The organism is Streptomyces sp. NPDC001292, from assembly GCF_042896465.1.
Taxonomy (GTDB): Bacteria; Actinomycetota; Actinomycetes; order Streptomycetales; family Streptomycetaceae; genus Streptomyces.
Map to the genome: position 1 here is coordinate 360,668 of NZ_JBIAXG010000001.1, position 20,213 is coordinate 380,880.

General features: G+C 71.8%; 24 protein-coding genes and 1 tRNA gene. 10 read left to right on the forward strand and 15 right to left on the reverse strand.

Annotated elements, in window-relative coordinates:
- Positions 1–3: 3 nt before the first annotated feature.
- Positions 4–75: transfer RNA gene (locus tag ACFY4A_RS01510), tRNA-Val, on the reverse strand.
- Positions 76–171: 96 nt separating this feature from the next.
- A complete protein-coding gene (locus ACFY4A_RS01515) occupies positions 172–534 on the reverse strand; it encodes a hypothetical protein (RefSeq protein ID WP_390827374.1) in 363 nt (120 codons plus the stop codon).
- A 220-nt stretch (positions 535–754) separates the two neighbouring features.
- On the opposite strand from ACFY4A_RS01515, the gene ACFY4A_RS01520 reads away from it, so the two are divergent.
- Entirely contained in the window at positions 755–1,042 is a 288-nt protein-coding gene (locus tag ACFY4A_RS01520) for a hypothetical protein (protein ID WP_390827375.1), read from the forward strand.
- Between the two features lie 56 nt (positions 1,043–1,098).
- Entirely contained in the window at positions 1,099–1,329 is a 231-nt protein-coding gene (locus ACFY4A_RS01525) for a DUF2277 domain-containing protein (protein ID WP_390827376.1), read from the forward strand.
- Between the two features lie 84 nt (positions 1,330–1,413).
- Here ACFY4A_RS01525 and ACFY4A_RS01530 read toward each other — a convergent pair whose 3' ends face one another.
- Together ACFY4A_RS01530 and ACFY4A_RS01535 are read right to left on the reverse strand one after the other, a co-directional pair.
- Positions 1,414–2,049, reverse strand: a complete 636-nt coding sequence (locus tag ACFY4A_RS01530) for a DedA family protein (protein ID WP_390827377.1) — start codon at positions 2,047–2,049, stop codon at positions 1,414–1,416.
- A gap of 223 nt (positions 2,050–2,272) precedes the next feature.
- Positions 2,273–2,926, reverse strand: a complete 654-nt coding sequence (locus ACFY4A_RS01535) for an HNH endonuclease family protein (RefSeq protein WP_390827378.1) — start codon at positions 2,924–2,926, stop codon at positions 2,273–2,275.
- Between the two features lie 434 nt (positions 2,927–3,360).
- Between ACFY4A_RS01535 and ACFY4A_RS01540 the strand changes: the two genes are divergently transcribed.
- A complete protein-coding gene (locus tag ACFY4A_RS01540; protein WP_390827379.1) occupies positions 3,361–3,939 on the forward strand; it encodes a TMEM165/GDT1 family protein in 579 nt (192 codons plus the stop codon).
- Positions 3,940–4,542: 603 nt separating this feature from the next.
- Positions 4,543–5,202 carry an HAD-IA family hydrolase gene (locus ACFY4A_RS01545; protein ID WP_390827380.1) on the forward strand — a complete coding sequence of 220 codons (660 nt, stop codon included), beginning with the start codon at positions 4,543–4,545 and terminating at the stop codon, positions 5,200–5,202.
- Between the two features lie 24 nt (positions 5,203–5,226).
- Here the strand turns inward: ACFY4A_RS01545 and ACFY4A_RS01550 are convergent, their stop codons facing one another.
- Positions 5,227–5,478 carry a peptidoglycan-binding protein gene (locus ACFY4A_RS01550; RefSeq protein ID WP_390827381.1) on the reverse strand — a complete coding sequence of 84 codons (252 nt, stop codon included), beginning with the start codon at positions 5,476–5,478 and terminating at the stop codon, positions 5,227–5,229.
- Here ACFY4A_RS01550 and ACFY4A_RS01555 point away from each other — a divergent pair.
- A complete protein-coding gene (locus ACFY4A_RS01555) occupies positions 5,477–5,725 on the forward strand; it encodes a hypothetical protein (protein WP_390827382.1) in 249 nt (82 codons plus the stop codon). The genes ACFY4A_RS01550 and ACFY4A_RS01555 overlap by 2 nt on opposite strands.
- A gap of 1,882 nt (positions 5,726–7,607) precedes the next feature.
- Positions 7,608–9,791 (forward strand): DHA2 family efflux MFS transporter permease subunit, encoded by a 2,184-nt coding sequence (locus ACFY4A_RS01560; RefSeq protein ID WP_390827383.1) that lies wholly within the window; start codon positions 7,608–7,610, stop codon positions 9,789–9,791.
- A gap of 92 nt (positions 9,792–9,883) precedes the next feature.
- Here the strand turns inward: ACFY4A_RS01560 and ACFY4A_RS01565 are convergent, their stop codons facing one another.
- The 3 genes from ACFY4A_RS01565 to ACFY4A_RS01575 form a co-directional block, all read right to left on the reverse strand.
- Complete coding sequence (locus ACFY4A_RS01565; protein WP_390827384.1) at positions 9,884–10,108, reverse strand: hypothetical protein; 225 nt, start codon at positions 10,106–10,108, stop codon at positions 9,884–9,886.
- Between the two features lie 13 nt (positions 10,109–10,121).
- A complete protein-coding gene (locus tag ACFY4A_RS01570; RefSeq protein ID WP_390827385.1) occupies positions 10,122–10,622 on the reverse strand; it encodes a GNAT family N-acetyltransferase in 501 nt (166 codons plus the stop codon).
- A gap of 357 nt (positions 10,623–10,979) precedes the next feature.
- Positions 10,980–11,384 carry a DUF1992 domain-containing protein gene (locus ACFY4A_RS01575; RefSeq protein WP_390827386.1) on the reverse strand — a complete coding sequence of 135 codons (405 nt, stop codon included), beginning with the start codon at positions 11,382–11,384 and terminating at the stop codon, positions 10,980–10,982.
- 101 nt (positions 11,385–11,485) lie between these two features.
- On the opposite strand from ACFY4A_RS01575, the gene ACFY4A_RS01580 reads away from it, so the two are divergent.
- On the forward strand, positions 11,486–11,878 hold the full coding sequence (locus tag ACFY4A_RS01580) for a hypothetical protein (RefSeq protein ID WP_390827387.1): 393 nt from the start codon (positions 11,486–11,488) through the stop codon (positions 11,876–11,878).
- A gap of 35 nt (positions 11,879–11,913) precedes the next feature.
- Here ACFY4A_RS01580 and ACFY4A_RS01585 read toward each other — a convergent pair whose 3' ends face one another.
- From ACFY4A_RS01585 to proP, 3 genes are all read right to left on the reverse strand, one after another.
- The gene (locus tag ACFY4A_RS01585) at positions 11,914–12,108 is read right to left on the reverse strand and encodes a zinc ribbon domain-containing protein (RefSeq protein ID WP_390827388.1); all 195 of its coding nucleotides are present in this window, start codon (positions 12,106–12,108) and stop codon (positions 11,914–11,916) included.
- A 182-nt stretch (positions 12,109–12,290) separates the two neighbouring features.
- The gene (locus ACFY4A_RS01590; protein ID WP_390827389.1) at positions 12,291–12,962 is read right to left on the reverse strand and encodes an O-methyltransferase; all 672 of its coding nucleotides are present in this window, start codon (positions 12,960–12,962) and stop codon (positions 12,291–12,293) included.
- Between the two features lie 263 nt (positions 12,963–13,225).
- Positions 13,226–14,590: a glycine betaine/L-proline transporter ProP gene (gene proP / locus ACFY4A_RS01595; RefSeq protein WP_390827390.1), complete on the reverse strand. Its 1,365-nt coding sequence runs from the start codon at positions 14,588–14,590 to the stop codon at positions 13,226–13,228.
- A 413-nt stretch (positions 14,591–15,003) separates the two neighbouring features.
- Here proP and ACFY4A_RS01600 point away from each other — a divergent pair, with 413 nt between their 5' ends.
- The gene (locus tag ACFY4A_RS01600; protein WP_390827391.1) at positions 15,004–17,037 is read left to right on the forward strand and encodes a phosphatase PAP2 family protein; all 2,034 of its coding nucleotides are present in this window, start codon (positions 15,004–15,006) and stop codon (positions 17,035–17,037) included.
- Positions 17,038–17,066: 29 nt separating this feature from the next.
- On the opposite strand, the gene ACFY4A_RS01605 is transcribed toward ACFY4A_RS01600, so the two are convergent.
- Together ACFY4A_RS01605 and ACFY4A_RS01610 are read right to left on the reverse strand one after the other, a co-directional pair.
- Positions 17,067–17,276, reverse strand: coding sequence for a hypothetical protein (locus ACFY4A_RS01605; protein ID WP_390827392.1), 210 nt, complete (start codon positions 17,274–17,276; stop codon positions 17,067–17,069).
- Positions 17,243–17,680: an ATP-binding protein gene (locus ACFY4A_RS01610; RefSeq protein WP_390827394.1), complete on the reverse strand. Its 438-nt coding sequence runs from the start codon at positions 17,678–17,680 to the stop codon at positions 17,243–17,245. Before ACFY4A_RS01610 ends, ACFY4A_RS01605 begins: the two co-directional genes overlap by 34 nt.
- 91 nt (positions 17,681–17,771) lie before the next feature.
- Here ACFY4A_RS01610 and ACFY4A_RS01615 point away from each other — a divergent pair, with 91 nt between their 5' ends.
- Together ACFY4A_RS01615 and ACFY4A_RS01620 are read left to right on the forward strand one after the other, a co-directional pair.
- Positions 17,772–18,620 carry a helix-turn-helix domain-containing protein gene (locus ACFY4A_RS01615; protein ID WP_390827395.1) on the forward strand — a complete coding sequence of 283 codons (849 nt, stop codon included), beginning with the start codon at positions 17,772–17,774 and terminating at the stop codon, positions 18,618–18,620.
- Positions 18,580–18,786, forward strand: coding sequence for a DUF397 domain-containing protein (locus ACFY4A_RS01620; protein WP_390827397.1), 207 nt, complete (start codon positions 18,580–18,582; stop codon positions 18,784–18,786). The genes ACFY4A_RS01615 and ACFY4A_RS01620 overlap by 41 nt, the downstream gene beginning before the upstream one ends.
- A 3-nt stretch (positions 18,787–18,789) precedes the next feature.
- Here ACFY4A_RS01620 and ACFY4A_RS01625 read toward each other — a convergent pair whose 3' ends face one another.
- Both ACFY4A_RS01625 and ACFY4A_RS01630 read right to left on the reverse strand, forming a co-directional pair.
- Positions 18,790–19,323: a PH domain-containing protein gene (locus ACFY4A_RS01625; RefSeq protein ID WP_390827398.1), complete on the reverse strand. Its 534-nt coding sequence runs from the start codon at positions 19,321–19,323 to the stop codon at positions 18,790–18,792.
- 59 nt (positions 19,324–19,382) lie between these two features.
- The gene (locus tag ACFY4A_RS01630; RefSeq protein ID WP_390827399.1) at positions 19,383–20,066 is read right to left on the reverse strand and encodes a YoaK family protein; all 684 of its coding nucleotides are present in this window, start codon (positions 20,064–20,066) and stop codon (positions 19,383–19,385) included.
- Positions 20,067–20,213 lie beyond the last annotated feature (147 nt).

The following is a 20,213-nucleotide window of genomic DNA, read 5'->3' on the forward strand; positions in this document are numbered from 1 at the left end:
CGGTGGGCGCGGACGGTTTCGAACCGCCGACATCCTGCTTGTAAGGCAGGCGCTCTACCCCTGAGCTACGCACCCGGACGAGTCGACAGCCTACCTTGCCGGGGGAGCCGTCCCGCAAACCCGTCGCCTGGCCCTCGGCGTCCCGCGGCACCTCCAGGAGCGAGGCGTGGCTCAGGCGGTCGAGGGCGGGGGCTCGTCCTCGTTGCCCGGGGGCTCGTGGGCGTGTTTCAGGTGGCTGCGGGCGGTGACGCCGTCCGGGCCGGTCAGTTCCGACCAGTAGCGGTGGGTGCTGACGAACACCGCGAGTTCGTGCTCGCGGCGGCGGAGCTTTTCGACCGCGGCCTGCTCGTCGGGCGTCCAACCCGGTGAGGCCGGCCGCTCCACCCTGCGCCAGCCACCGTCGTCGCTGAACCCGTCCAGCGGCTCGACCGACCAGGGCAGCCGCTTGAGCAGGGCCGCCAGCTCGGCCCGGACCTGGTGCAGCTCCTCCTGACCGGCGAGGAGGTCACTCGGGAAGTCATAGCGCGTAGCCACAGCGCAATGCTACGCCTGTTCGAATTTGGGGCGCGACCGTACTGTGGGGGTTCATGCGTTCGAGTTCGCTCCAGGTGGCGTCGGGGGGCGGCTGCCGGGGGGTGCGGCTTTTGAGCAGGGGCTCTCGAGTAGTAACGCGGATGCCGGGGTCGGGGCACGGCCCGTACTGTCCCGGCCACGGAGAACACCGTGAACGCCCGCGCGCGGACCACCGGGACTGGTGGGGCTCGTCGTCCTCGGTTTGATCGTGCTGTTCGCCGGGGCCGTGCCGATGTTCGTCGTGCCGCTGCTCACGCTTGCCTGCGCCGCCTGTCAGGACGGTGTGCTCGGGCCGCTCCGGTACGGGGACGCGCAGATGGTGGTGGCGCACGTCGCCGTGCCCGTGGTGGTCTTGGGGACCGTCGGCGGGATGCCGCACCCGCGCGGTGGTGCGCGGGTCGCCGCGATCGGGCTGGCGCTGCTGGGCGTGCTGCTCTGCGTGATGCCGGCCCTCGGTCGGGCCGTCTGAGGAGGGTGTGGCGAGGCGCTTGCGCGGTGCGGGCGGGGCGTGCTGACACTGGGGGCATGTGCCGGAGCATCAAGACACTGCGCCCGCCCGCGTTGCCCGAGGAGGCGACCGAGGAGGAGATCCGGGCGGCCGCCTTGCAGTTCGTGCGGAAGGTCTCGGGGTTCCGGGCGCCGGCCGCGCACAACCAGGAGGTCTTCGACCGGGCGGTCGACGTGATCGCGCAGGCCACGCAGGAGTTGCTGGCGGGGCTGGAAGTGCGGGGGCAGGCGGCGCGCAGGGCCGGGTGACGGCTGGGCGGCGGCCGGGCGGCGGGTGACGGTGGTGGCGGGTGACGGTAGGTGTCGGGTGCGGCGCCGGCCAGCGGTCTTTTCCTACGACGCCTCCGCCGGCTTCGGCGTGCGTCGCATCAGGTACGCCGCTCCCGCGCCCGCCGCGAAGAGCGCCGCCACCGAGACGCCGGTCGCCATCCAGGCGGCGCCCAGCCAGCGGGTGCCGAAGTAGCCGAGGGCCACGCTGTAGGCGGCCCAGGACAGGCCGGCCAGCGCGGACCAGGGCAGGAACTCCCGGACCCGGCGGTGTGCGGCGCCGGCGCTGAAGGAGACCACCGAGCGGCCGGCCGGAGCGAAGCGGGCCAGGACCACCAGCGCGCCGCCGCCCCGGGACAGGGCCGCCCCGAGCCGTTCCTGCGCCCGGCTCAGCCGCCGGGAGCGGGAGATCGCGCGGTCCAGGCGCTCGCCGCCGTGCCGGGCCAGGCGGTAGGCGACGAGGTCCCCCAGCACGGAGGCCGTCGCCGCGCACAGGGTCAGGGCCAGGATGTCGGGCACGTTCTGCGGGACATGTCCGGTCGCCGCGCCCGTGCCGGCGGCCGCCGCCGTGGCGGCCGTCACTATCAGCACGCCGCTGGGCAGAACCGGCAGGAACACATCCAGCAGAACGGACGCGGCCACCACGACGTAGATCCATGGAGTGCCGGTGAGCGACCCCACCCTCGCCACACTCTCCAGCACCGAAACTCCCCCCGTCACCCCCGTGAACCGCGGACCGTACCGCGGTGTCGTGCGGAGCGGCAGGAGCGGCCTGTGAACAGCCATACAGCGTACGCCGGAAGTGTGACAGAAGTTTCACTGGGGGTTCATGTGCTTGGCGCGCCCGGGCAGCGTTGGATCCGGCCGCCCTCCGCCGCCCCCTACGGGTACCGGGCGGCGGAGGCTGGTGGGGAGGGTCGGGGGATCAGCAGACGGCGAGGTAGTTCTGGAGCGCGCTCTTCTCGGCGGTGTCGACGGAGAGGTTGTAGTAGTACTTCACCTGCACCCAGGCGCGGACGTAGGTGCAGCGGTACGACGTCTGGGTCGGCATCCACTCGGCCGGATCCTTGTCGCCCTTGGACCGGTTGGAGCTGGCCGACACCGCGATGAGCTGGGGGCGGGTCAGATCGTTGGCGAACGCCTGGCGCTGGGCGGTGGTCCACTTGCCGGCGCCGGAGTCCCAGGCCTCGGCGAGTGGCACGACGTGGTCGATGTCGAGGCTGGAGGAGTCGGTCAGGGTGACGCCGTCGTACGTGGAGTACCAGCTGCCGCTGATGGACGCGCAGTTGGCGTCGGTGACGACGTTCGATCCGTCCCGCATGAGGACCGTCTCGCGGGTGTCGCACTTGCCGCTGATGGTGATCCAGTGCGGGAAGAGGGTGCGGTCGTAGCCGGTGCGGTTCTCGGTCGACACGGTGAGGGAGGCGAGGTAACTGCGGGCGGTGGCCGCGCTGACGGGGGTGGGGAGGGCCGCGGAGGCGGCCGGGCCGTTCAACAGGCCTATGGATGCTATGAGTCCGGTGATCGCCGCGACTATGCTGAGTCGTTGACGCGCGTAGAGCTTGGACCTGCGAGCCATGCTAACTCCCTTGGGTGTGAGGGGCGTTGGTGCGAGCAGGGGAAACGAGGGAATGCTCGCCGCGCAGTGTTGCGGGCGGGTGAGTGTGCGGTGAGAAGCTAATGACGCGTGCATGACACAGCAAGGGGGTGTGGGCGGACTTGCTGTTCGCTGTGATGTGGATCTCGGTGCCGGCCGGGTCGCGCGGGCGGTCGCGTACGATGGGTGGCGCGGAAGGGGAGTAGCTCTTCGCCGGACCGTCGACATACTGCTCAGCTCGGCTGAGCCGGCGCCCGGAGGCGGACCTCGTGAGCGAGGTCGGCCAGCGAGACCTTCGGTGAGCAGTGCACGCCCGTGCCGTACGGCAGGGGTGACCCGTGTGCTGTCCTGCCGAGGCGTCTTATCGCATCAGTCGCAGCACTCTCGGCGGGGTGGCCCCGACCGATTGAGGAACAGTGATCACCTTCAGCGTCCTGGCGCTCGTCTTCGGCGTCGTCTTCCTCGCGGAGTTGCCGGACAAGACGGCACTGGCGGGGCTCGTCCTCGGTACGCGGTACCGGGCCTCGTACGTCTTCGCCGGTGTCGCCGCCGCGTTTCTGCTGCACGTCGTGCTGGCCGTGGCGGCCGGCAGTGTGCTGACGCTCCTGCCGCAGCGGATCGTGCACGCGCTGACGGGTGTGCTGTTCCTCGGTGGCGCGGCCATGCTGCTGCTGAAGAAGGGCGACGGGGAGGAGGAGATCCGGCGGCCCGAGGACCAGTCCTTCTGGAAGGTCGCGGGGACGGGGTTCATGCTCATCCTGGTCGCGGAGTTCGGTGACCTCACGCAGATCATGACGGCCAACCTTGCCGCTCGTTACGACGATCCGCTGTCGGTCGGGCTGGGGGCGGTGCTGGCGCTCTGGGCGGTGGCGGGGCTGGGCATTGTGGGGGGCAAGGCGCTGATGCGGAGGGTGCCGCTTGCGTTGATCACGAAGATCGCGGCGTTGCTGATGGCGGGGTTGGGTGTGTGGAGCCTGTGGGAGGCGGTGGTGTGACGGGGTTTCGGGCTGTGCCCGGGCTTTGCTCGCTCGCCCGTCCGTCTCGGTGGGGTGAGGGGTTCCGGCCCCGGGGCTCCGCCCCAGGCCGCGGCGGGGAGTTGCTCCCTACGCCTCGGCTTTGCTCGCTCGCCCGTCCGTCTCGGTGGGGTGAGGGGTTCCGGCCCCGGGGCTCCGCCCCAGGCCGCGGCGGGGAGTTGCTCCCTACGCCTCGGCTTTGCTCGCTCGCCCGTCCGTCTCGGTGGGGTGAGGGGTTCCGGCCCCGGGGCTCCGCCCCAGACCGCGGCGGGCGTGCTGCCCTCCCGCACCCCCGCTTTCCCACCCTCCCATCCGTCTCGGTGGGAGAGAGTCCCGCCGTGGGGGCTCCGCCCCGGACCCGGGCGGGGGCTCGCCCCTGCGCCCCCGCTTCGCTCGCCCGCAGGTCCTCTTCCGGGCTTCACCCCGGCTCCATGCCGCAGGCGTGGTGGCGGGATGAAGGGATGTTTTGTACCGTGGAGAAACAAAGTGGCTCCCGTCCGCTTTCCCTGACCGGTGGACGGGGCCGCCTTGTTTCTCCGGGGAGCCGTGATCCCGCGCCCCCTTCGCCGTGTCTTGGAGTTGTCGATGACGGCCACCGCCGTGTTCACCGCCCGCGCCCTCCTGCTGGACATGGACGGCACCCTCGTCAATTCCGACGCCGTCGTCGAGCGGATCTGGCGCCGCTGGGCCGACCGGCACGGGCTGGACGGTGACGAGGTGATGAAGGTCGTCCACGGTCGTCAGGGGCACGCCTCGATGGCGCTGCTGCTGCCGGACCGGCCCATGGAGCGGAACCTCGCCGAGAACGCGCGCATGCTTGCCGAGGAGACCTCGGACATGGACGGCGTGATTCCGATTCCCGGGGCGGCGGAGTTCCTCACGGGCCTGCGGGAGGTGCCGCACGCCCTCGTGACCTCGGCCGACGTGGCCCTGTCCACGGCCCGGATGGCCGCCGCCGGCCTGCCCCTGCCCGACGTGCGCGTCACCGCCGAGTCCGTCGGGGCGAGCAAGCCCGACCCGGAGGGCTTCCTGAAGGGCGCCGCCGAACTGGGTGTCGCGCCCGCCGACTGCGTGGTGTTCGAGGACTCCGGGGCGGGGATCGCGGCGGGCCGCGCCGCGGGCATGCGGGTGATCGGCGTCGGTCCGCGTGCCGGGTTCCACCGGCCGGACGCGGTCGTGCCGGACCTGACCCAGGTGCGGGTCGAGGCCGTGGGTGACGGGAGCGTCCGGCTGCACGTGGCATAGCGGCGGCGCCGGGACGCCTCCGGCTCAGGGTTCTGTCGTCTCCGACTCCAGTCGTGCCCTCGTCGCCGGTCCGTACACCCCGGGTTCGTCGGCGCTGATGCCGCGGGACGACTGGTACGCGCGCACGGACCGCTCCAGCCGGTGGCCGAAGACACCGTCGGCCTTCCCCGGGTAGAAGTACAACTGGCTGAGCCGCAGCTGGAGTTCGGTCACCTCGGAGCCCTGGTCGCCGTGGCGCAGCACCGGATCGGGGGTCGCCGGGGCGCTGTCGCGCATGGTCGTCGCGGTCTCCGTCGGCCCGGTCGACTCCGAACCCGGGCCGGGAGCGTTCCCCGCCTGCGATCCGGACGGCGACGACTCCGCCGACTCCGAGGCCGACGCGGAAGGCGAGGTGTTCGCGCCGGGCGACGGCGACCCGCTCGTCGTCGCCGGGGCCGACAACGCGTCCGACGGCACGGCGGCCGTCGGCGCGGACGCCGAGGGTGTCTCCACCCACGCGTCCGGCACGCTCTCCCGAACCTGACGGGAGGCACCGTCCCGCTCCGGCGACTCGTAGGAGAACAGCCCGCTCGCGAACCCTGCCCCCGCCACGACCGTGACCAGGACCGCGCACGCGGACAGCACGATGGCGGGGCGGGTCCGCCGGCCGCCGCGGCGCCGGGTGTCCGCCCGGCCCTCGGGGCCCTCGGGGCCCTGGGTGTCAGCGGCCGGCTCCCGGGCGGCAGCCGGGTGCGCCTCCGTCGCCGTGTCGAACAGGCTCACGTCGGCCGCGCTTGGTTCACCCGGCTGCGGTGCGAACAGGGAGGGTGAGGTGGTGCGGGTCGGTGGCTGTGCGGGGAGGGCTCGCAGCGCCATCGTGGACTCGGCGGGGGAGTGGGGCCGTGGTCCCTCCCCGGTGGCCCCGACTGCTCCGGGGGTCCCGCCGGCCCCGGCAGCTCCGGCGGCCCCAGCGGCTCTTGAGGTTGTGGCTCCAGTGGCCATAGTGGCTTCCGTGGCTCCGGAGGTCCCGGTCCCGCTGGCCTCGGTGCCTCCGGAGGCACCGCCTGCCCCAGTGGCTGAAGCGGCTGCGGTGGCTCCGGCGCTTGTGGTGGCTTCGGTGGCGTCGGCGGCCGGAATGGCTTCGGCGGCTCCGGGCGTCCCGCTTGGCCCCGTGGCTGTGGTGGTAACGGGGGCTTCGGGGGCTCCGGCTGCCCCAGTCTCTCCGGCGGCTCCGGGCGTCCCGCTTGGCCCCGTGGCTGTGGTGGTAACGGGGGCTTCGGAGGCTCCGGCTGCCCCAGTCTCTCCGGCGGCTCCGGGCGCTCCGCCAGCCCCGGTGGCTTGGCCAGCCCTGGCATCTCCGAGGTTTCCGATGTCTCCGACGGCTCCAGTGATCCTGGTGGCACCAGCGACCGTGGTGGCTCCAGTGATCCCGTTGGCTCCACTGATCCCGGCGGGGCAAGCGACCCCGACAGCGCCGCTGGCCCCGCCGTCCCCCTCAGCCCCGACGAGCCCACCATGCCCGCCGTCCCCTGCTGGGGCACCGGCTGTCGGGGCGCCTCCTGCTGGGGCACCCGCTGCTGGGGCACCGGCTGTCGGGGCGCCTCCTGCTGGGGCACCCGCTGCTGGGGCACCGGCTGTCGGGGCGCCTCCTGTCGGGGCGCCTCCTGCTGGGGCACCCGCTGTCGGGGCGCTTCCTGCTGGGGTGCCTCCTGCTGGGGCGCCTCCTGCCGGGGCACCCGCTGTCGGGGCACCTCGTGCCGGGGCACCCGCTGCTGGGGCACCCGCTGTCGGGGCACCTACTGCTGGGGCACCCTGTGTCGGGGCGCCTCCTGTCGGGGCGCCTCCTGCTGGGGCACCCGCTGTCGGGGCGCCTCCTGTCGGGGCGCCTCCTGCTGGGGCACCGGCTGTCGGGGCGCTTCGTGCTGGGGCACCTCCTGCCGGGGCACCTCCTGCCGGGGCACCCGCTGTCGGGGCACCCGCTGCTGGGGCACCGGCTGTCGGGGCGCCTCCCGCCGGGACGTCCCCCGCCAGGGCCCGCCCCGCTGCGGCACCCCCCGCCGCGGTACCCTCCGGTGCCGGCGTCTCCCTGATGTCCACGTACGGCCGTATCCGCAGTGGATTGAAGTCCTCCGCCGCCGCGGCCTCGGCCGTTCGGGCGTCGCGTAGAGCGTCGGACGCCCGGCTTCCGCAGGCGCAGGACGGGGTGTTGTCCGTGCCCCGGGGCACCCCGCATTCGGGGCAGACGTGCCCCCTCCGCTCTTCCACGCGTCGGTCCCCTCCCGTACGAACTCCAAGGATTATGCAGATCCTCCGTACGCCTTCTCCCCGGAGGCCCCCGGAATGGCGGCGTCCGGGAGGACTCAACAGGCCATAACGGGACACACCGATGACGATGGAAGTTGTCACGAGAGCGTCGGGAGGACTCCATGGCCGGCGATGGGCACGGCAGGACCGGCATGACGGGGACCACGGGCGACGTCCCGGACGGCGACCGTCCGTCGTCGGTCATGCCCGCGTCGCCGCAGTCGCCGCAGCCCCCGCAATCGACGTACTCGCCACAGTCCCCACAGGTCCCGCAGCCCTCGCCCGGCGACGCCGCGGCCGCGCCCGAGCAGGTGTCGGGCAACGTCCTCGCCTCGATCGGCGCGCTGCTCCTCGGCATGCTGCTGGCCGCGCTCGACCAGACCATCGTATCGACCGCGCTGCCCACCATCGTCAGCGACCTCGGCGGCCTGGATCATCTGTCCTGGGTGGTCACGGCGTACCTGCTGGCGTCGACCGCCGCGACTCCGCTGTGGGGCAAGCTCGGTGACCAGTACGGGCGCAAGAAGCTCTTCCAGACCGCGATCGTGATCTTCCTGATCGGTTCCGCGCTGTGCGGCATGGCGCGGAACATGCCCGAGCTGATCGGGTTCCGGGCCTTGCAGGGCCTGGGCGGCGGCGGGCTGATGGTGTTGTCGATGGCGATCGTCGGCGATGTCGTCTCACCCCGCGAACGCGGCCGCTACCAGGGCCTGTTCGGTGCGGTGTTCGGCACGACCAGTGTGCTCGGCCCGCTGCTCGGCGGGCTGTTCACCCAGCACCTGAGCTGGCGCTGGGTGTTCTACGTCAACCTGCCCGTCGGTATGGTCGCCCTCGCCGTGATCGCGGCCGCCCTGCGCATCCCGTGCCGGTCGCAGCGGCACGTCATCGACTACCTCGGCACCTTCCTCATCGCCTCGGTCGCCACCTGCCTGGTGCTGGTGGCCTCGCTCGGCGGCACCACCTGGGGCTGGGGTTCGCCGCAGATCATCGGCCTGGCGGTGGTGGGCGTCGGGCTCGTCCTCGCGTTCCTGGCCGTGGAGCGGAGCGCGGCCGAACCGGTGCTGCCGCTGAAGCTGTTCCGCATCCGCACGTTCTCGCTCTCCGCGGTCATCAGCTTCATCGTCGGCTTCGCCATGTTCGGCGCGATGACGTACCTGCCGACGTTCCTTCAGGTCGTGCGGGGCATCTCGCCGACGCTCTCCGGTGTGCACATGCTGCCGATGGTGGTGGGCATGCTGACGGCCTCCACCGGTTCCGGGCAGATCGTCAGCCGTACCGGCCGCTGGAAGGTGTTCCCCGTCGTGGGCACCGCCGTCACCGCGATCGGCCTGCTCCTGCTGCACCAACTCGACGAGCACAGCTCGACGGCCGTGATGAGCGCCTGCTTCTTCGTCTTCGGCGTGGGCCTCGGCCTGGTCATGCAGGTGCTCGTCCTCATCGTGCAGAACGCCGTCAGCTACGAGGACCTGGGCGTCGCCACCTCCGGCGCCACCTTCTTCCGCTCCATCGGCGCCTCCTTCGGCGTGGCCATCTTCGGCACGGTCTTCGCGAGCCGCCTCGGTGACAAACTGACCGCCGCCTTCAAGGGCGTGCCGCTGCCGCCCGGGGTGTCGGCGAACGCGCTGAAGTCCGATCCGCGCGGCATCGCCGCCCTGCCGGCCGCGCTGCGCCCGGCGGCCCTGCACGCATACGCGTCCGCGATCACCGACGTCTTCCTCTACGCCGCTCCGGTCGCCCTTCTCGGCTTCCTGCTGGCCTGGTTCCTGAAGGAGGACCGGCTGCGCGGCTCGGTCACCGCCCCCGACGTCACGGAGACGTACGCGACCAACCCGGTCGAGCGGTCCTCGTACGACGAGGTGTGCCGGGCGCTGTCCGTGCTGGGCACCCGCGAGGGGCGGCGCGAGATCTACCGGGAGATCACCGCGCGGGCGGGCTACGACCTCGACCCCGCGGCGAGCTGGCTGGTGCTGCGGATGAAGAAGTACGGCTGGGTGGAACCCGCACTGCTGGCCGAGCGCAGCACCGTTCCGCTGGGCGTGATCACCGGGGCCACCCGCCAGGTCGAGGAGCGGCACCTGGGCGAGCGCCGCGGCGTGGACCTCGTACTGACCGAGGAGGGCCTGGAGGCCGCCGAGCGTCTGGCGCACGCCCGGGAGGAGTCGCTCGCCGAGCTGCTCGGCGACTGGTGGGGCCCGGACCGGCCGACCGACCTGGTGCAGCTGGTGAAGGAGCTGACGGGGGAGCTGTGCGGGTCGGACCGGGAGCGGCCGCACGAGAGCCGGCGGCCGGCTCCCCGCCTGATGTGAGGCGGCCGGTGACCGCTGACCCCGGAGGGCCCTCGGTCACCGGCAGGGGGCCCTCGGGCACCGGCAGGGGCGGGCAGTCACCGGCCGGACGGTCAGCCGTGGTTGCCGGTGGGGCGGCTGAGGTCCGGGGAGTGGACCGGGTCCAGCTCGCCGTAGTACGCGAGGTCCTGGTACTGCACCCCGGTGACGGTCAGTTGGGCCTTCGCGACCCCGCCGGGGACGGTCGTCCTGAACGTGACCGAGCCGTCCTCCTCCGTCGTGCCGGTCAGCTTCCGCACCGTGTCCCCGGCGGTCAGCTCGGCGGGGGGTCGGTGCATGGGGGATTGATGCTCAGCGCAGGGGTTTGCTGAACCAGTGCTCGGCGTACGGGTCGTCGTTGTGCCGTCCGGTCTCCGTGTAGCCGAGCCGGGCGTACAGGGTGCGGGCCTCCACGAGGTCGCTACGGGTGTCCAGGATCATCCGGTGGGCGCCGAGCGCGCGGGCGGCGTCCTCGGCCGCGGCGACCAGGAGGGCGGCGCCGCCCCTGCCCCGCACCTCCTCGCGCAGGAACACCCGGGTGAGTTCGGCCCGCTCCGCGTCCAGCAGCCGTACGCCCGCGGTGCCGGCCGGGGTGCCGTCGTACCGCGCGAGGAGCAACTGTCCGGTGGGCGGGGTGAGTTCGTCGCCGGTGCGGGCGGCGATCTCCCGCTCCAGCTCGTCGGGGTCGGTGCGGTGCCCCTCGTACAGCAGGTACCAGCGGTCGCTGACCTCCGTGTAGTACGCACGCCACAGCGCCGCGGCCGCGGGGGAGTTGACGGGTTCCGGGGCAATGGTCCAGGTCACGACCGACATTGTGGGGGCGCGGCGGGTGGCGGACGCAACCGATTAAGACGGGCGGCGGGCGCACCGGTCGAGGCGGCCGGCGGGCCGTGCGTGCGGAGTGTGCGGCGGGTTCGGGGCGTACAGGGCTCCCCGGGCCGGAGGTCCTGCGGGCCGCAGCGCCGGACAGGTCTGCGGGCCTGCGCGCCGGATGCCTACGGGTCCGGGTCCACGGGGCCGGACGGTCTTCGGGCGCGCGGCGCCGGAGCCCTGCGGGTTCCCGGACGCCCTGCGGGTTCGCGGGGCCGGACGCCCTGCGGGTTCGCGGGGCCGGACGTCCTATCGGGCCCGCGAGGCCGCATGGTCTACGGGTCCACAGGGCCGGACGGTCTACTCGGCCGCCCCCCGCCGCCTGCGCCACTCCTGGACGACCTCCTCGACGTCGTACCGCTTCAGGCCCAGCGGTGGGCCCGGCGGTGGCTTCAGCATCATGTCGAGGATCTTGGTGTTGATGTCCGCGATGACGGCGCGGACGACCCGCTCCGAGGGGGCCGCGAGGGCCGCCGCGAGCGCGTCCTCGGCCTGCTTGCGCAGGGCGAGCGTGGGCGGCAGGCAGGACAGGCCCTCGCGGGCCATCTTCCGCTTGACCCACCACAGCTCGTCGTACGTCATGTCGTCCGGCAGCGGCTTCCCCGCGCCCGGCAGGCGGTCGAACTCGCCGCGTCCCTGCGCGTCGCAGATCTGCTTGTCGACCCAGGAGCCGAACGCAACACCGGGTGGCTTTCGCTCGGTCATGGGTCCATTGTGCCGGACGCGGCCGGGCCGGGCGTTTTATCATGCGGCGGCGGCACGGCAATCCGGCCACCGCGCGAAGGACGTCACCAGGGGGAACCCACGTGCTCGAACTGACCATGGCCTCCGTCTCCGGGACGGACGCGGGCGCCACGGCCGGAATGCTCATGGCCGACGCTCCCAGCGAGCCGGGCGCCGCGCTGCGGGTGGGCCGGGACCCGGCCGTGTGCCGACTGGTGACGCCCGACGACTGGCTGTTCGTCTCCCGGGTCCACCTGGAGTTCCAGTGCGCGGCCGACGGCACCTGGCAGGTCACCTGGCTGCGCGGCTCCCAGCCGGAGCCGTCGTCCGAGGTCCGGCTGACCATCGGCGACCACACCCAGCCGCTCGCCTACGGCGGGACCGTCGCGCTGCCCCGGGGCGGCTCCGGCGAGATCGTCGTGCAGGACCGTACGAGTCCGCGCAGCGTCAACGTCGGGTTCTTCCACGAGGTTTGACTGCTCCCCTCCCTCGAAGGGAGGGGATTCCTGGCTCAGGCCGCCGCCTGGAGCAGCGCTCCAGGCGGTCTTGCCCGAGCATCACGCGGGCGCCAGTTCTTGTCCCGGGGGGAGACGGCTCCGCACGCGGTGCAGGCGTAGGTACGTTCCGACAGGGGCAGTGCGTGCTTGGTTCTCGCTCCGCACGATCCGCAGTCCAGGGTGGTGTGCGCGGGGCGCACCAGACACACGTGTTCACTTCCACCCGGCTACGCCGGACAGGACGTCAGGACGCTCCGCGCCTGGAGAAGCCAGATGTTGCGGCGCTCAGCGCCGCTGCCACAGGATGCGATTCCTACCCGGTGTGAAGGCCGGACCTTCCTCGCAAGAGAGCAGGTGAGCGCCGCGGGTAGCGAAGGACGGCCCCGGCCGGTCAATCCAGCACCCTCGCGAGCGCGAAGCCGTCGTGGCCCTTGCTGCCGACCGTCTGGATCGCCGTGCCGTCCAGCCTGGGGTGCTCGGCGATCAGTTCCAGGGCGGCCCGGGTGCCGAGCACGCTCGGGTCGGTGCTGGTGGGGTCGGTGACGTGGCCGCCGCGTACGACGTTGTCCAGGACGATCAGGCTGCCGGTGCGGGTCAGGCGCAGGGCCCACTCCACGTAGTGCCGGTTGTTGGCCTTGTCGGCGTCGATGAAGACCAGGTCGAAGGGCGGCGGGTTCTCGTCGGCGAGCTGGGGCAGCGACTCCAGGGCGGGACCCACCCGCACCTCGGCGACCCGGTCCAGGTCGGCGCGCGCGATGTTGCGGCGGGCCACGTCGGCGTGGCGCGGGTCGTACTCGAGGGAGATCAGCCGTCCGTCGGCGGGCAGCGCGCGGGCCAGCCAGATGGTGCTGTAGCCGCCGAGCGTGCCGATCTCCAGGATGGCGCGGGCGCCCTGGACCTTGGCGAGGAGTTGCAGCAGCTTGCCCTGGTTCGCGGTGACGTTGATGTGCGGCAGCCCTTCCGCGTCGCTGTCGCGCAGCGCGGCCTGAAGGGTTTCGTCCTCCGGGGAGAGCAGAGTGGTGAAGTAGTCGTCCACGTCGTCCCACAGCTGCGAGTCGCTCATGCACCAGGCCTTTCGTATGTCTAGTTAGATTCTCTAACTAGCCGGGCTAACGAATATAGCCGGGCGCGGAGGTGCTGTCAGGCAATGTCAGTCGTTCGGGGGCGGCTCGTGGGTCCGGGCTGCCTGAGGGCCTGACGGCAGTCGCCTTCGGGCGGAGACGGCACCGCCGCCCCCGGCAGGAGCCGGAGACGGCACCGCCGCCCCCGGCAGGAGCCGGAGACGGCGGTGGGAAACCGAGTGGTCTCGGCGGTCGGGAGGAGGGCTCACGCCTCCACCGACGGCGCCGAGCCTGGCAGCGGCCGGCCCGCGGACTCCGCCATGAACCAGACCGCCGCGCCGCCGATCAGCGAGGCCGCCATCATGTAGTAGGCGGGCATCATGAGGTTGCCGGTCGCGCCGATCAGAGCCGTGACCACCAGCGGGGTCGTCCCGCCGAACAGCGACACGGAGATGTTGAACCCGATCGACAGCGAGCCATAGCGGACCCGGGTCGGGAACAGCGCGGGCAGGGCGGACGGCATCGCGGCCGTGAAGCAGACCAGGAGCAGGCCCAGGGCGGCCATGCCCAGGCCCACCGCCGCCAGGCTGCCCTGGCGGATCAGCAGCAGCGCCGGGACCGACAGGAACAGGAAGCCCGCGCAGCCGGCGGCGATCACCGGACGGCGTCCGACGCGGTCGGTCAGCGCGCCCACGAACGGCTGGACGATCATCATCAGGGCCATCACACAGAGCACGACGAGCAGACCGTGCGTCTCGTCGTACTTGAGCACGCTGGTCAGATAGCTCGGCATGTACGACAGCAGCATGTAGTCGGTGACGTTGAAGACCAGTACCAGGCCCACGCACAGCAGCAGCGCCTTCCACTGGCCCGCGATCATCTCGCGCAGCGGCACCTTCGGGCGGTTCGACTCGCACGTGGCGGCCTCGGCCGCGAACGCCGGGGTCTCCTCCAGGCGCATCCGCAGGTAGAGGCCGATGACGCCCATGGGGCCCGCGATCAGGAACGGGATCCGCCAGCCCCAGGAGGTCATCTGGTCCGAGGGCAGCAGGGCCGTCATCAGGGTGACCAGGCCCGCGCCGCCGACGTAACCGGCCAGGGTGCCGAACTCCAGCCAGCTGCCGAGGAAGCCGCGCCGCTTGTCCGGGGCGAACTCGGCGATGAAGGTGGACGCCCCCGCGTACTCGCCGCCGGTGGAGAAGCCCTGCACCAGCCGGGCCGCGAGCAGCAGCAGCGGCGCCCCGACGCCGATCGTCGCGTACGACGGGATCAGGCCGATCGCGAAGGTGCCCACGGCCATCATGATCATGGTGAGGGCCAGCACCTTCTGGCGGCCGATGCGGTCGCCCAGCGGGCCGAAGACCATGCCGCCGAGCGGACGGACCAGGAAGGCCGCGGCGAAGGCGCCGAACGTGGAGAGCAGCTGCGCCGTCGGGTTGCCGGAGGGGAAGAAGACCTTGCCCAGCGTCACCGCGATGTAGCTGTAGACACCGAAGTCGAACCACTCCATGGCGTTGCCCAGCGCGGCGGCCTTCACGGCACGGCGGACGAGCGCTGGGTCGGTGACGGTGGTGTGGCGGCTCTTGGTGAGGGAGACGGACCGGGGCGCGGTGACGGTGACAGCTGACAAGGCTTCGCTCGCCTGCCTTTCGACGGGGACAGGGACCCGGCCCGTGCGGCGGCGCTGACGCGGGGGCCGAAAGCAGCCCACCGGGGCAGGCTGAAAATCGACCATACGGCTGTTCATGTCCGTTACGCACCGTACGCATGCCGATGCATATTGCACCTAAATGTTGGATGTCCAGGCACTTAGGCCCCGCACGGGCCGTGTTTCGCCGCTCCACACTGTGATCCATCTCGCGCCCCGGCCGGGGAACCGAACCGTCCGCGCACTATCGTCATCCCGACAAAAGGCGAGCGGACGACAGGTGAATCGGGGGTTGCCGCGTCCCTCTCCAGGGGAGGCGCGAGCCTCTCGGGGCGGCGAAAGCGATCCCGGCGCGGGAGCGCGCGGGACAGTACGGGGCGGGAGGCCGAGGGGGCGTGGCGAATGCGGAGCGCAGTGGGGGACCGGCGGCGGCGTTCGGAGCGGCGGCGGATCCGGCCACGGCGCGCCTGCACGCGACCCGCCTGGGGCTGTGGCTGATCGCCGGGATCCTCGCGATACGGCAGGTGGCCGTCGTCCTCACCACCCCGCGCGGCAGCCGGCTCACCGACCTGGAGACCTGGGTCGGACCCAACGGCGTCCTGCACGTCAAGGGGTCGCTGTACGACTCGACGCAGTTCACCGGCACCCCGTTCGGCGGCCTTGTGCTCAAGCCGCTGACCAGGGCCGCCGAGCAGACCCTCGGATGGGGATGGACCTTCGGCACGCTGCTGCTGGTGGTAGCCCTGGGCCTGATCGCCGCCCGCGCCCTGCCCGGTCCGGTCGGCCGCCGCACCTCACTGCTGGCCGCGCCCGTCGCGATCAGCCTGCTCATGCTGTCGCTGCCGGTGCGCAACACGCTCTGGCTCGGCCAGACCAGCGTCATCCCGGTCCTGCTCGTCCTGCTCGGCTGCTTCGTCGCGCGCGGACAGCGGGCCGGCGGCGCGCTGATCGGCCTCGCGGCCGCCCTGCAACCCACGGTGCTCCTCTTCGCGCCCCTGCTGTGGTTCACCCGGCGCCGGCAGGCCGCCGTCTCCACCGCCGTCACGTTCGCCGCGTGCACCGCGCTCGCCTGGGCCGCGATGCCGCACGACTCCTACACCTACTGGGTGCACCACATGGCGGGCGTGGGCCTCGGCGGCAGCGCCGACGCGCTCGCCAACCAGTCCCTGCACGGCGCCCTGCTGCGGCTCGGTCTGACCGGCCCGCTGGAGATAGGCCTGTTCCTGCTGCTGGGCGCGACGGTCGCGGTGCTCGCCCTGCGCCGGGCCGTGCGCTACGCCCGCGACGGCCAACTGCTGCTCGCCGTCGCGATCACCGGCTGCGCCGCGATAGCGGTGTCGCCCACCACCTGGCAGCACCAGCTGCTGTGGGTGCTCCTCGCGGTCGTCGGCCGGGTCGGCCGCCGCGCCTCCGACCGGTACGTCTGGCCGGTCGCCGTCATCCTCGTCATGACCCTTCCGGCGAAGATGATGCTGCCGCACATCGCGGCCCTGAACCCGCTGCGGGACAACATCGTCCTGCTGGCCGCCCTCGCCGCCGCGACGGCCGTGCCGTTCCTGTCCCGCACGTCGGAGCACTACGCCGCACCCGTCCCCACGGAGTACGCGCCCCCGGTCCCGGCCCGCTTCCGACGGGTCCCCCTGCTCCCCTTCCTGCGCCGGGTCCTCACCCGCCCGAACCTGTTCCTCGAACTGCTCCTCATACGCGTCACCTACGCCGCCTACCAGCAGGTACGCCTCGCGGCGAAGGGCGGCACCATCTCCGGCGGCCGGGCCCGCGCCGAGCAGCACGGTCACGAGATCCTCTCCCTCGAGCGCTTCCTGCACATCGACATCGAGCACGCGGTCAACCACGCCGTGGTGAAGATCGGCTGGCTGCGGAAATTCTTCGACTTCTACTACGAGTCCTTCCACTTCGTCGTCCCGCTGACCGTCCTCGGCGTCCTGTGCTGGCGCCGCCCGGTCGACTACCGCTGGGCCCGCTCGGCCCTCGGCTTCGCCACCCTCCTGGCCCTCGTCGGCTTCTGGCTCTACCCCCTGGCCCCGCCCCGCCTGATGCCGACCCTCGGCATCATCGACACGGTCCACGGCGTCCAGGACTTCTCCCAGCCCGACTACGGCACCCTGACGGCCCTCACCAACCAGTACGCCGCGATGCCGTCCCTGCACTTCGGCTGGTCGCTGTGGTGCGGCGTGGTCATCGCGGTCGTGGCCCCGAAGCGGTGGATGAAGGCCCTGGGCCTCCTCCACCCCCTCTTCACCGTCTCGGCCATCGTCGCCACCGGCAACCACTGGGTGCTGGACGCGGTGGGCGGCGCGATCGTCGTCGGCGCGGGCTTCACGCTGACGTACCTGCTCTCCGGGCCGCGCGCGGTCGCCGTGCCCGCCGCACCGGAGAGGCAACCGGCAGCCGAACTCGTCACCCGCTGACGAGCCGCACAACAAAGGCCCCCGTTGGGTCACGGATGGTCGCGGTCGAGGAACCAGACCGTCCAGAGCACCGCCGTGCACACCACGGAGAGCCGGGACACGGGCCACCAGCGGCTGCGGACGAACCGCCGCAGCAACACCAGGGCGGGTTGGACGAACCGCCCGGTGCGGACGCTGGTGGTCAGGAACTCCCGCTCCAGCGCGGTCAGAGCGCTTCCGCCCGTGAAGTGCCGGAGCACTCGAACCACACCGTCTTGCCGGTCCCTCCGCGCGGTTCCACGCCCCACTTGTCGGTCACCGCATCGACCAGCAGCAGTCCGCGTCCGCCTTCCGCTTCCGGGGACAAGTCCGCGGGGACGGCCGGGAGTTGCGGCGAGCCGTCCGTCACCTCCACGCGGACTCCGCCCGTCTGCCGCAGCACCAGCAGCGTGCACCGCCGGTCCGGGACATGCCGTACGACGTTGGCGACCAGCTCGGTCACGGCCAGCTCCACCGCGTCGGTGAGCCCGATCAGGTCCCAATCACCCAGGCAGGAACGGACGATACGGCGGACGTGCCGCGCGGAGTGCTCACCGAGGGTGAGGCACATGCGGTACTGGTCGGGGCGTGGGCCCGCCAGGACGGAGGGAAAGTAGTCGTTCACGGTACGAGAGTGGCGCCTGCTGGCTACGCTCGGCTACGGAACGGATACAACGCGTCCCTCAGTGGGCGGAGTTGCACGAGAGGGGCCGCGCGTGACCCACATCAACGCCCTCGACCCGGGCGCCTCACCGCTCGACTACTACGGCTACGAGCTTCGTCGACACCGGGAGACGGCCGGACTGACCCAGCGTCAGCTCGGCGAGATCATCAACTACACGGGGTCGCTCGTCGGCCAGATCGAGACGGCCAGAAAGCTGCCTACGCAGGAGTTCAGCGAGCGCGCGGACGCGGCGCTGGGCACGGGCGGGCTGCTGTCCCGGCTCGTCACCCTCGTGATGCGGAGTCAACTCCCAGCGTGGTTTCAGCAGGTGGCGGAGCTGGAAGCGCGAGCGGTCAAGATCCGCACCTTCCATACCCACCTGGTGCACGGTCTGTTGCAGACCAAGGCGTACGCGCGTGCGGTGCTCAGTGCGATGCACGTGGTCAACATCGAGGACCGCACCGCCGCACGACTCGCTCGCCAGTGCATCTTCGAGAAGAGCGAGCCTCCGGTCTTCTGGTCCGTGCTCAGCGAGACCGTGCTGTACCAGAAGATCGGCAGCCAGGAGACGATGCGGGACCAACTGGCCCGCTTGTTGACCTTCGAAACCAACCCGCGCGTCAATGTCCAGGTGTTGCCGTTCTCAGCCGGTGTGCACGCGGGGCTTCAAGGCTCGTTCAACCTCTTTCACTTCGCCGGAGACCCCGACATCGTTTATACGGAGGGCTACGGCAGCGGGCATCCGAGCGCCAATCCGGAAACAGTCAGAGACTGTTCGCTCCGTTACGATCACCTCCAGGCCGCCGCGCTTTCGCTCAGGGATTCGGCGGAGTTGATCCGGCACGTGATGGAGGAGCGTTATGGGGAACAACGTGGTGCCGAGGGAGATCCAGTGGCGTAAGTCCAGCTACAGCGGTGACCAGGGCGGAGATTGCGTCGAGATCGCCGAAACCCCCTGCGCCACCGTGGCCGTACGCGACTCCAAGACCCCCGCAGGCCCGGTGCTCACCCTCGCACCCGCCGCCTTCACCGAGTTCCTGTCGTGGGCGGCTGCGGTCGCTGAATGATCGTCATCCGGCGACCGGCGGCACCTGTCCGCCCCACTGGTGGCTGCGCTGCTCGTTCTCCACGGCCTCGTAGATCAGGCCCTGGAGGCCCTCCGGGTCCGAGACGTGCTTCAGCTGGAGCGTTCCGTGTTCCGAGGCCGACTGGACGGTCAGCGTTCCCTCGCGCAGGATGCGCTCCCACAGCGTGGCGCGGAACTCGACGTCGTTGACGCGGGCCAGCGGGATGCTGTGGCCCGTCTTCGTCAGGAAGCCGGTGCGCACGGAGACCCGCTTCGTCGTGACGATGTAGACGGTGCTGCGCCATATCAGCAGCGGCCGCAGCCAGAACCAGACGGAGACGATCAGCGCCAGGCCCAGCACCACGTACCGGGCCACGGTGCCCCAGTCCTTGCCGGACGGAATCACCCACGCCAGCGCGCCCGCCACGGCCCAGACGAGTACGAGGACGACGAACTCGCCCACCATCTGGGTCCAGTGCTGGCGGGTCGCATGTATCAGTTCCTCGTCATCGGCCAGATGACGGTCCACGTTCACCATGGGCGGCATCCTGGCACATCGACTGCCGTAGGAGTACGGCCCCTCCTACCCGAGGGGCGTCATTCGCGTCCCGACGTCACCACGGCCAGGACGCCCGCCATCACCGCCGCGATCAGCAGCGGGATGCCCAGGTCGTGGTGGACCACCAGCCAGGCGCCGAGGGCGGCGCCGGCCAGCATCGCGATGACGGAGGCGGTGCGGCGCGGGGAGCGGTGGCCGGAGCCGCCACCGGCCCGGGAGTCGGAGGCGAGGCCGGTCAGGGTCATCGTCAGGACCGTGGTCGTGAGGTCGGGTACGCCCAGTTTGCGGACCGTGGCGTTGCGCAGGCCCATCGCGAAGGCGGTCAGGGCGATGACGGAGTACACCATGGCCTCCGTGCCCGGCGCGGCGCAGGCCACCACCGCGGACGCCGCGACCAGTACGGCCTCGGCGGCGAGGGTCACCCTGGCCCAGGTGCGGCGCGAGCCGGTGCCGTAGCGCTGTGAGACCCGGCCGCCGGCCGTCGCGCCCAGCAGGAAGCACACCAGGGAGGTGGCGGTGTGCGGGACGGAGAAGCCCGGTGCGCCGGCGGCGGCGAAGCCGAGCACGACCACGTTGCCGGTCATGTTGGCGGTGAAGACGTGTCCAAGCCCGAGGTAGCTGACCGCGTCGATCAGTCCGCTGACCACGGTCAGCCCCAGGAGCACCGCCACCAGGCGCAGTCCGCGTGCCTCGGGGTCGTCCGGTCGCGGGTCCGTCGTCATGGGGCCAGGAAAGCACCAACCGCGGGTCCGCTGCAGCCGGACGCGGTGGATGCGGCGGCCCAGGGGCCGGGGGCCGCCGCATCCACGAGTGCCGCGAGGTGGCTCGAACCGGGGTCTCATGGCGGTCCACGTCCGTGCCTCGTAGGT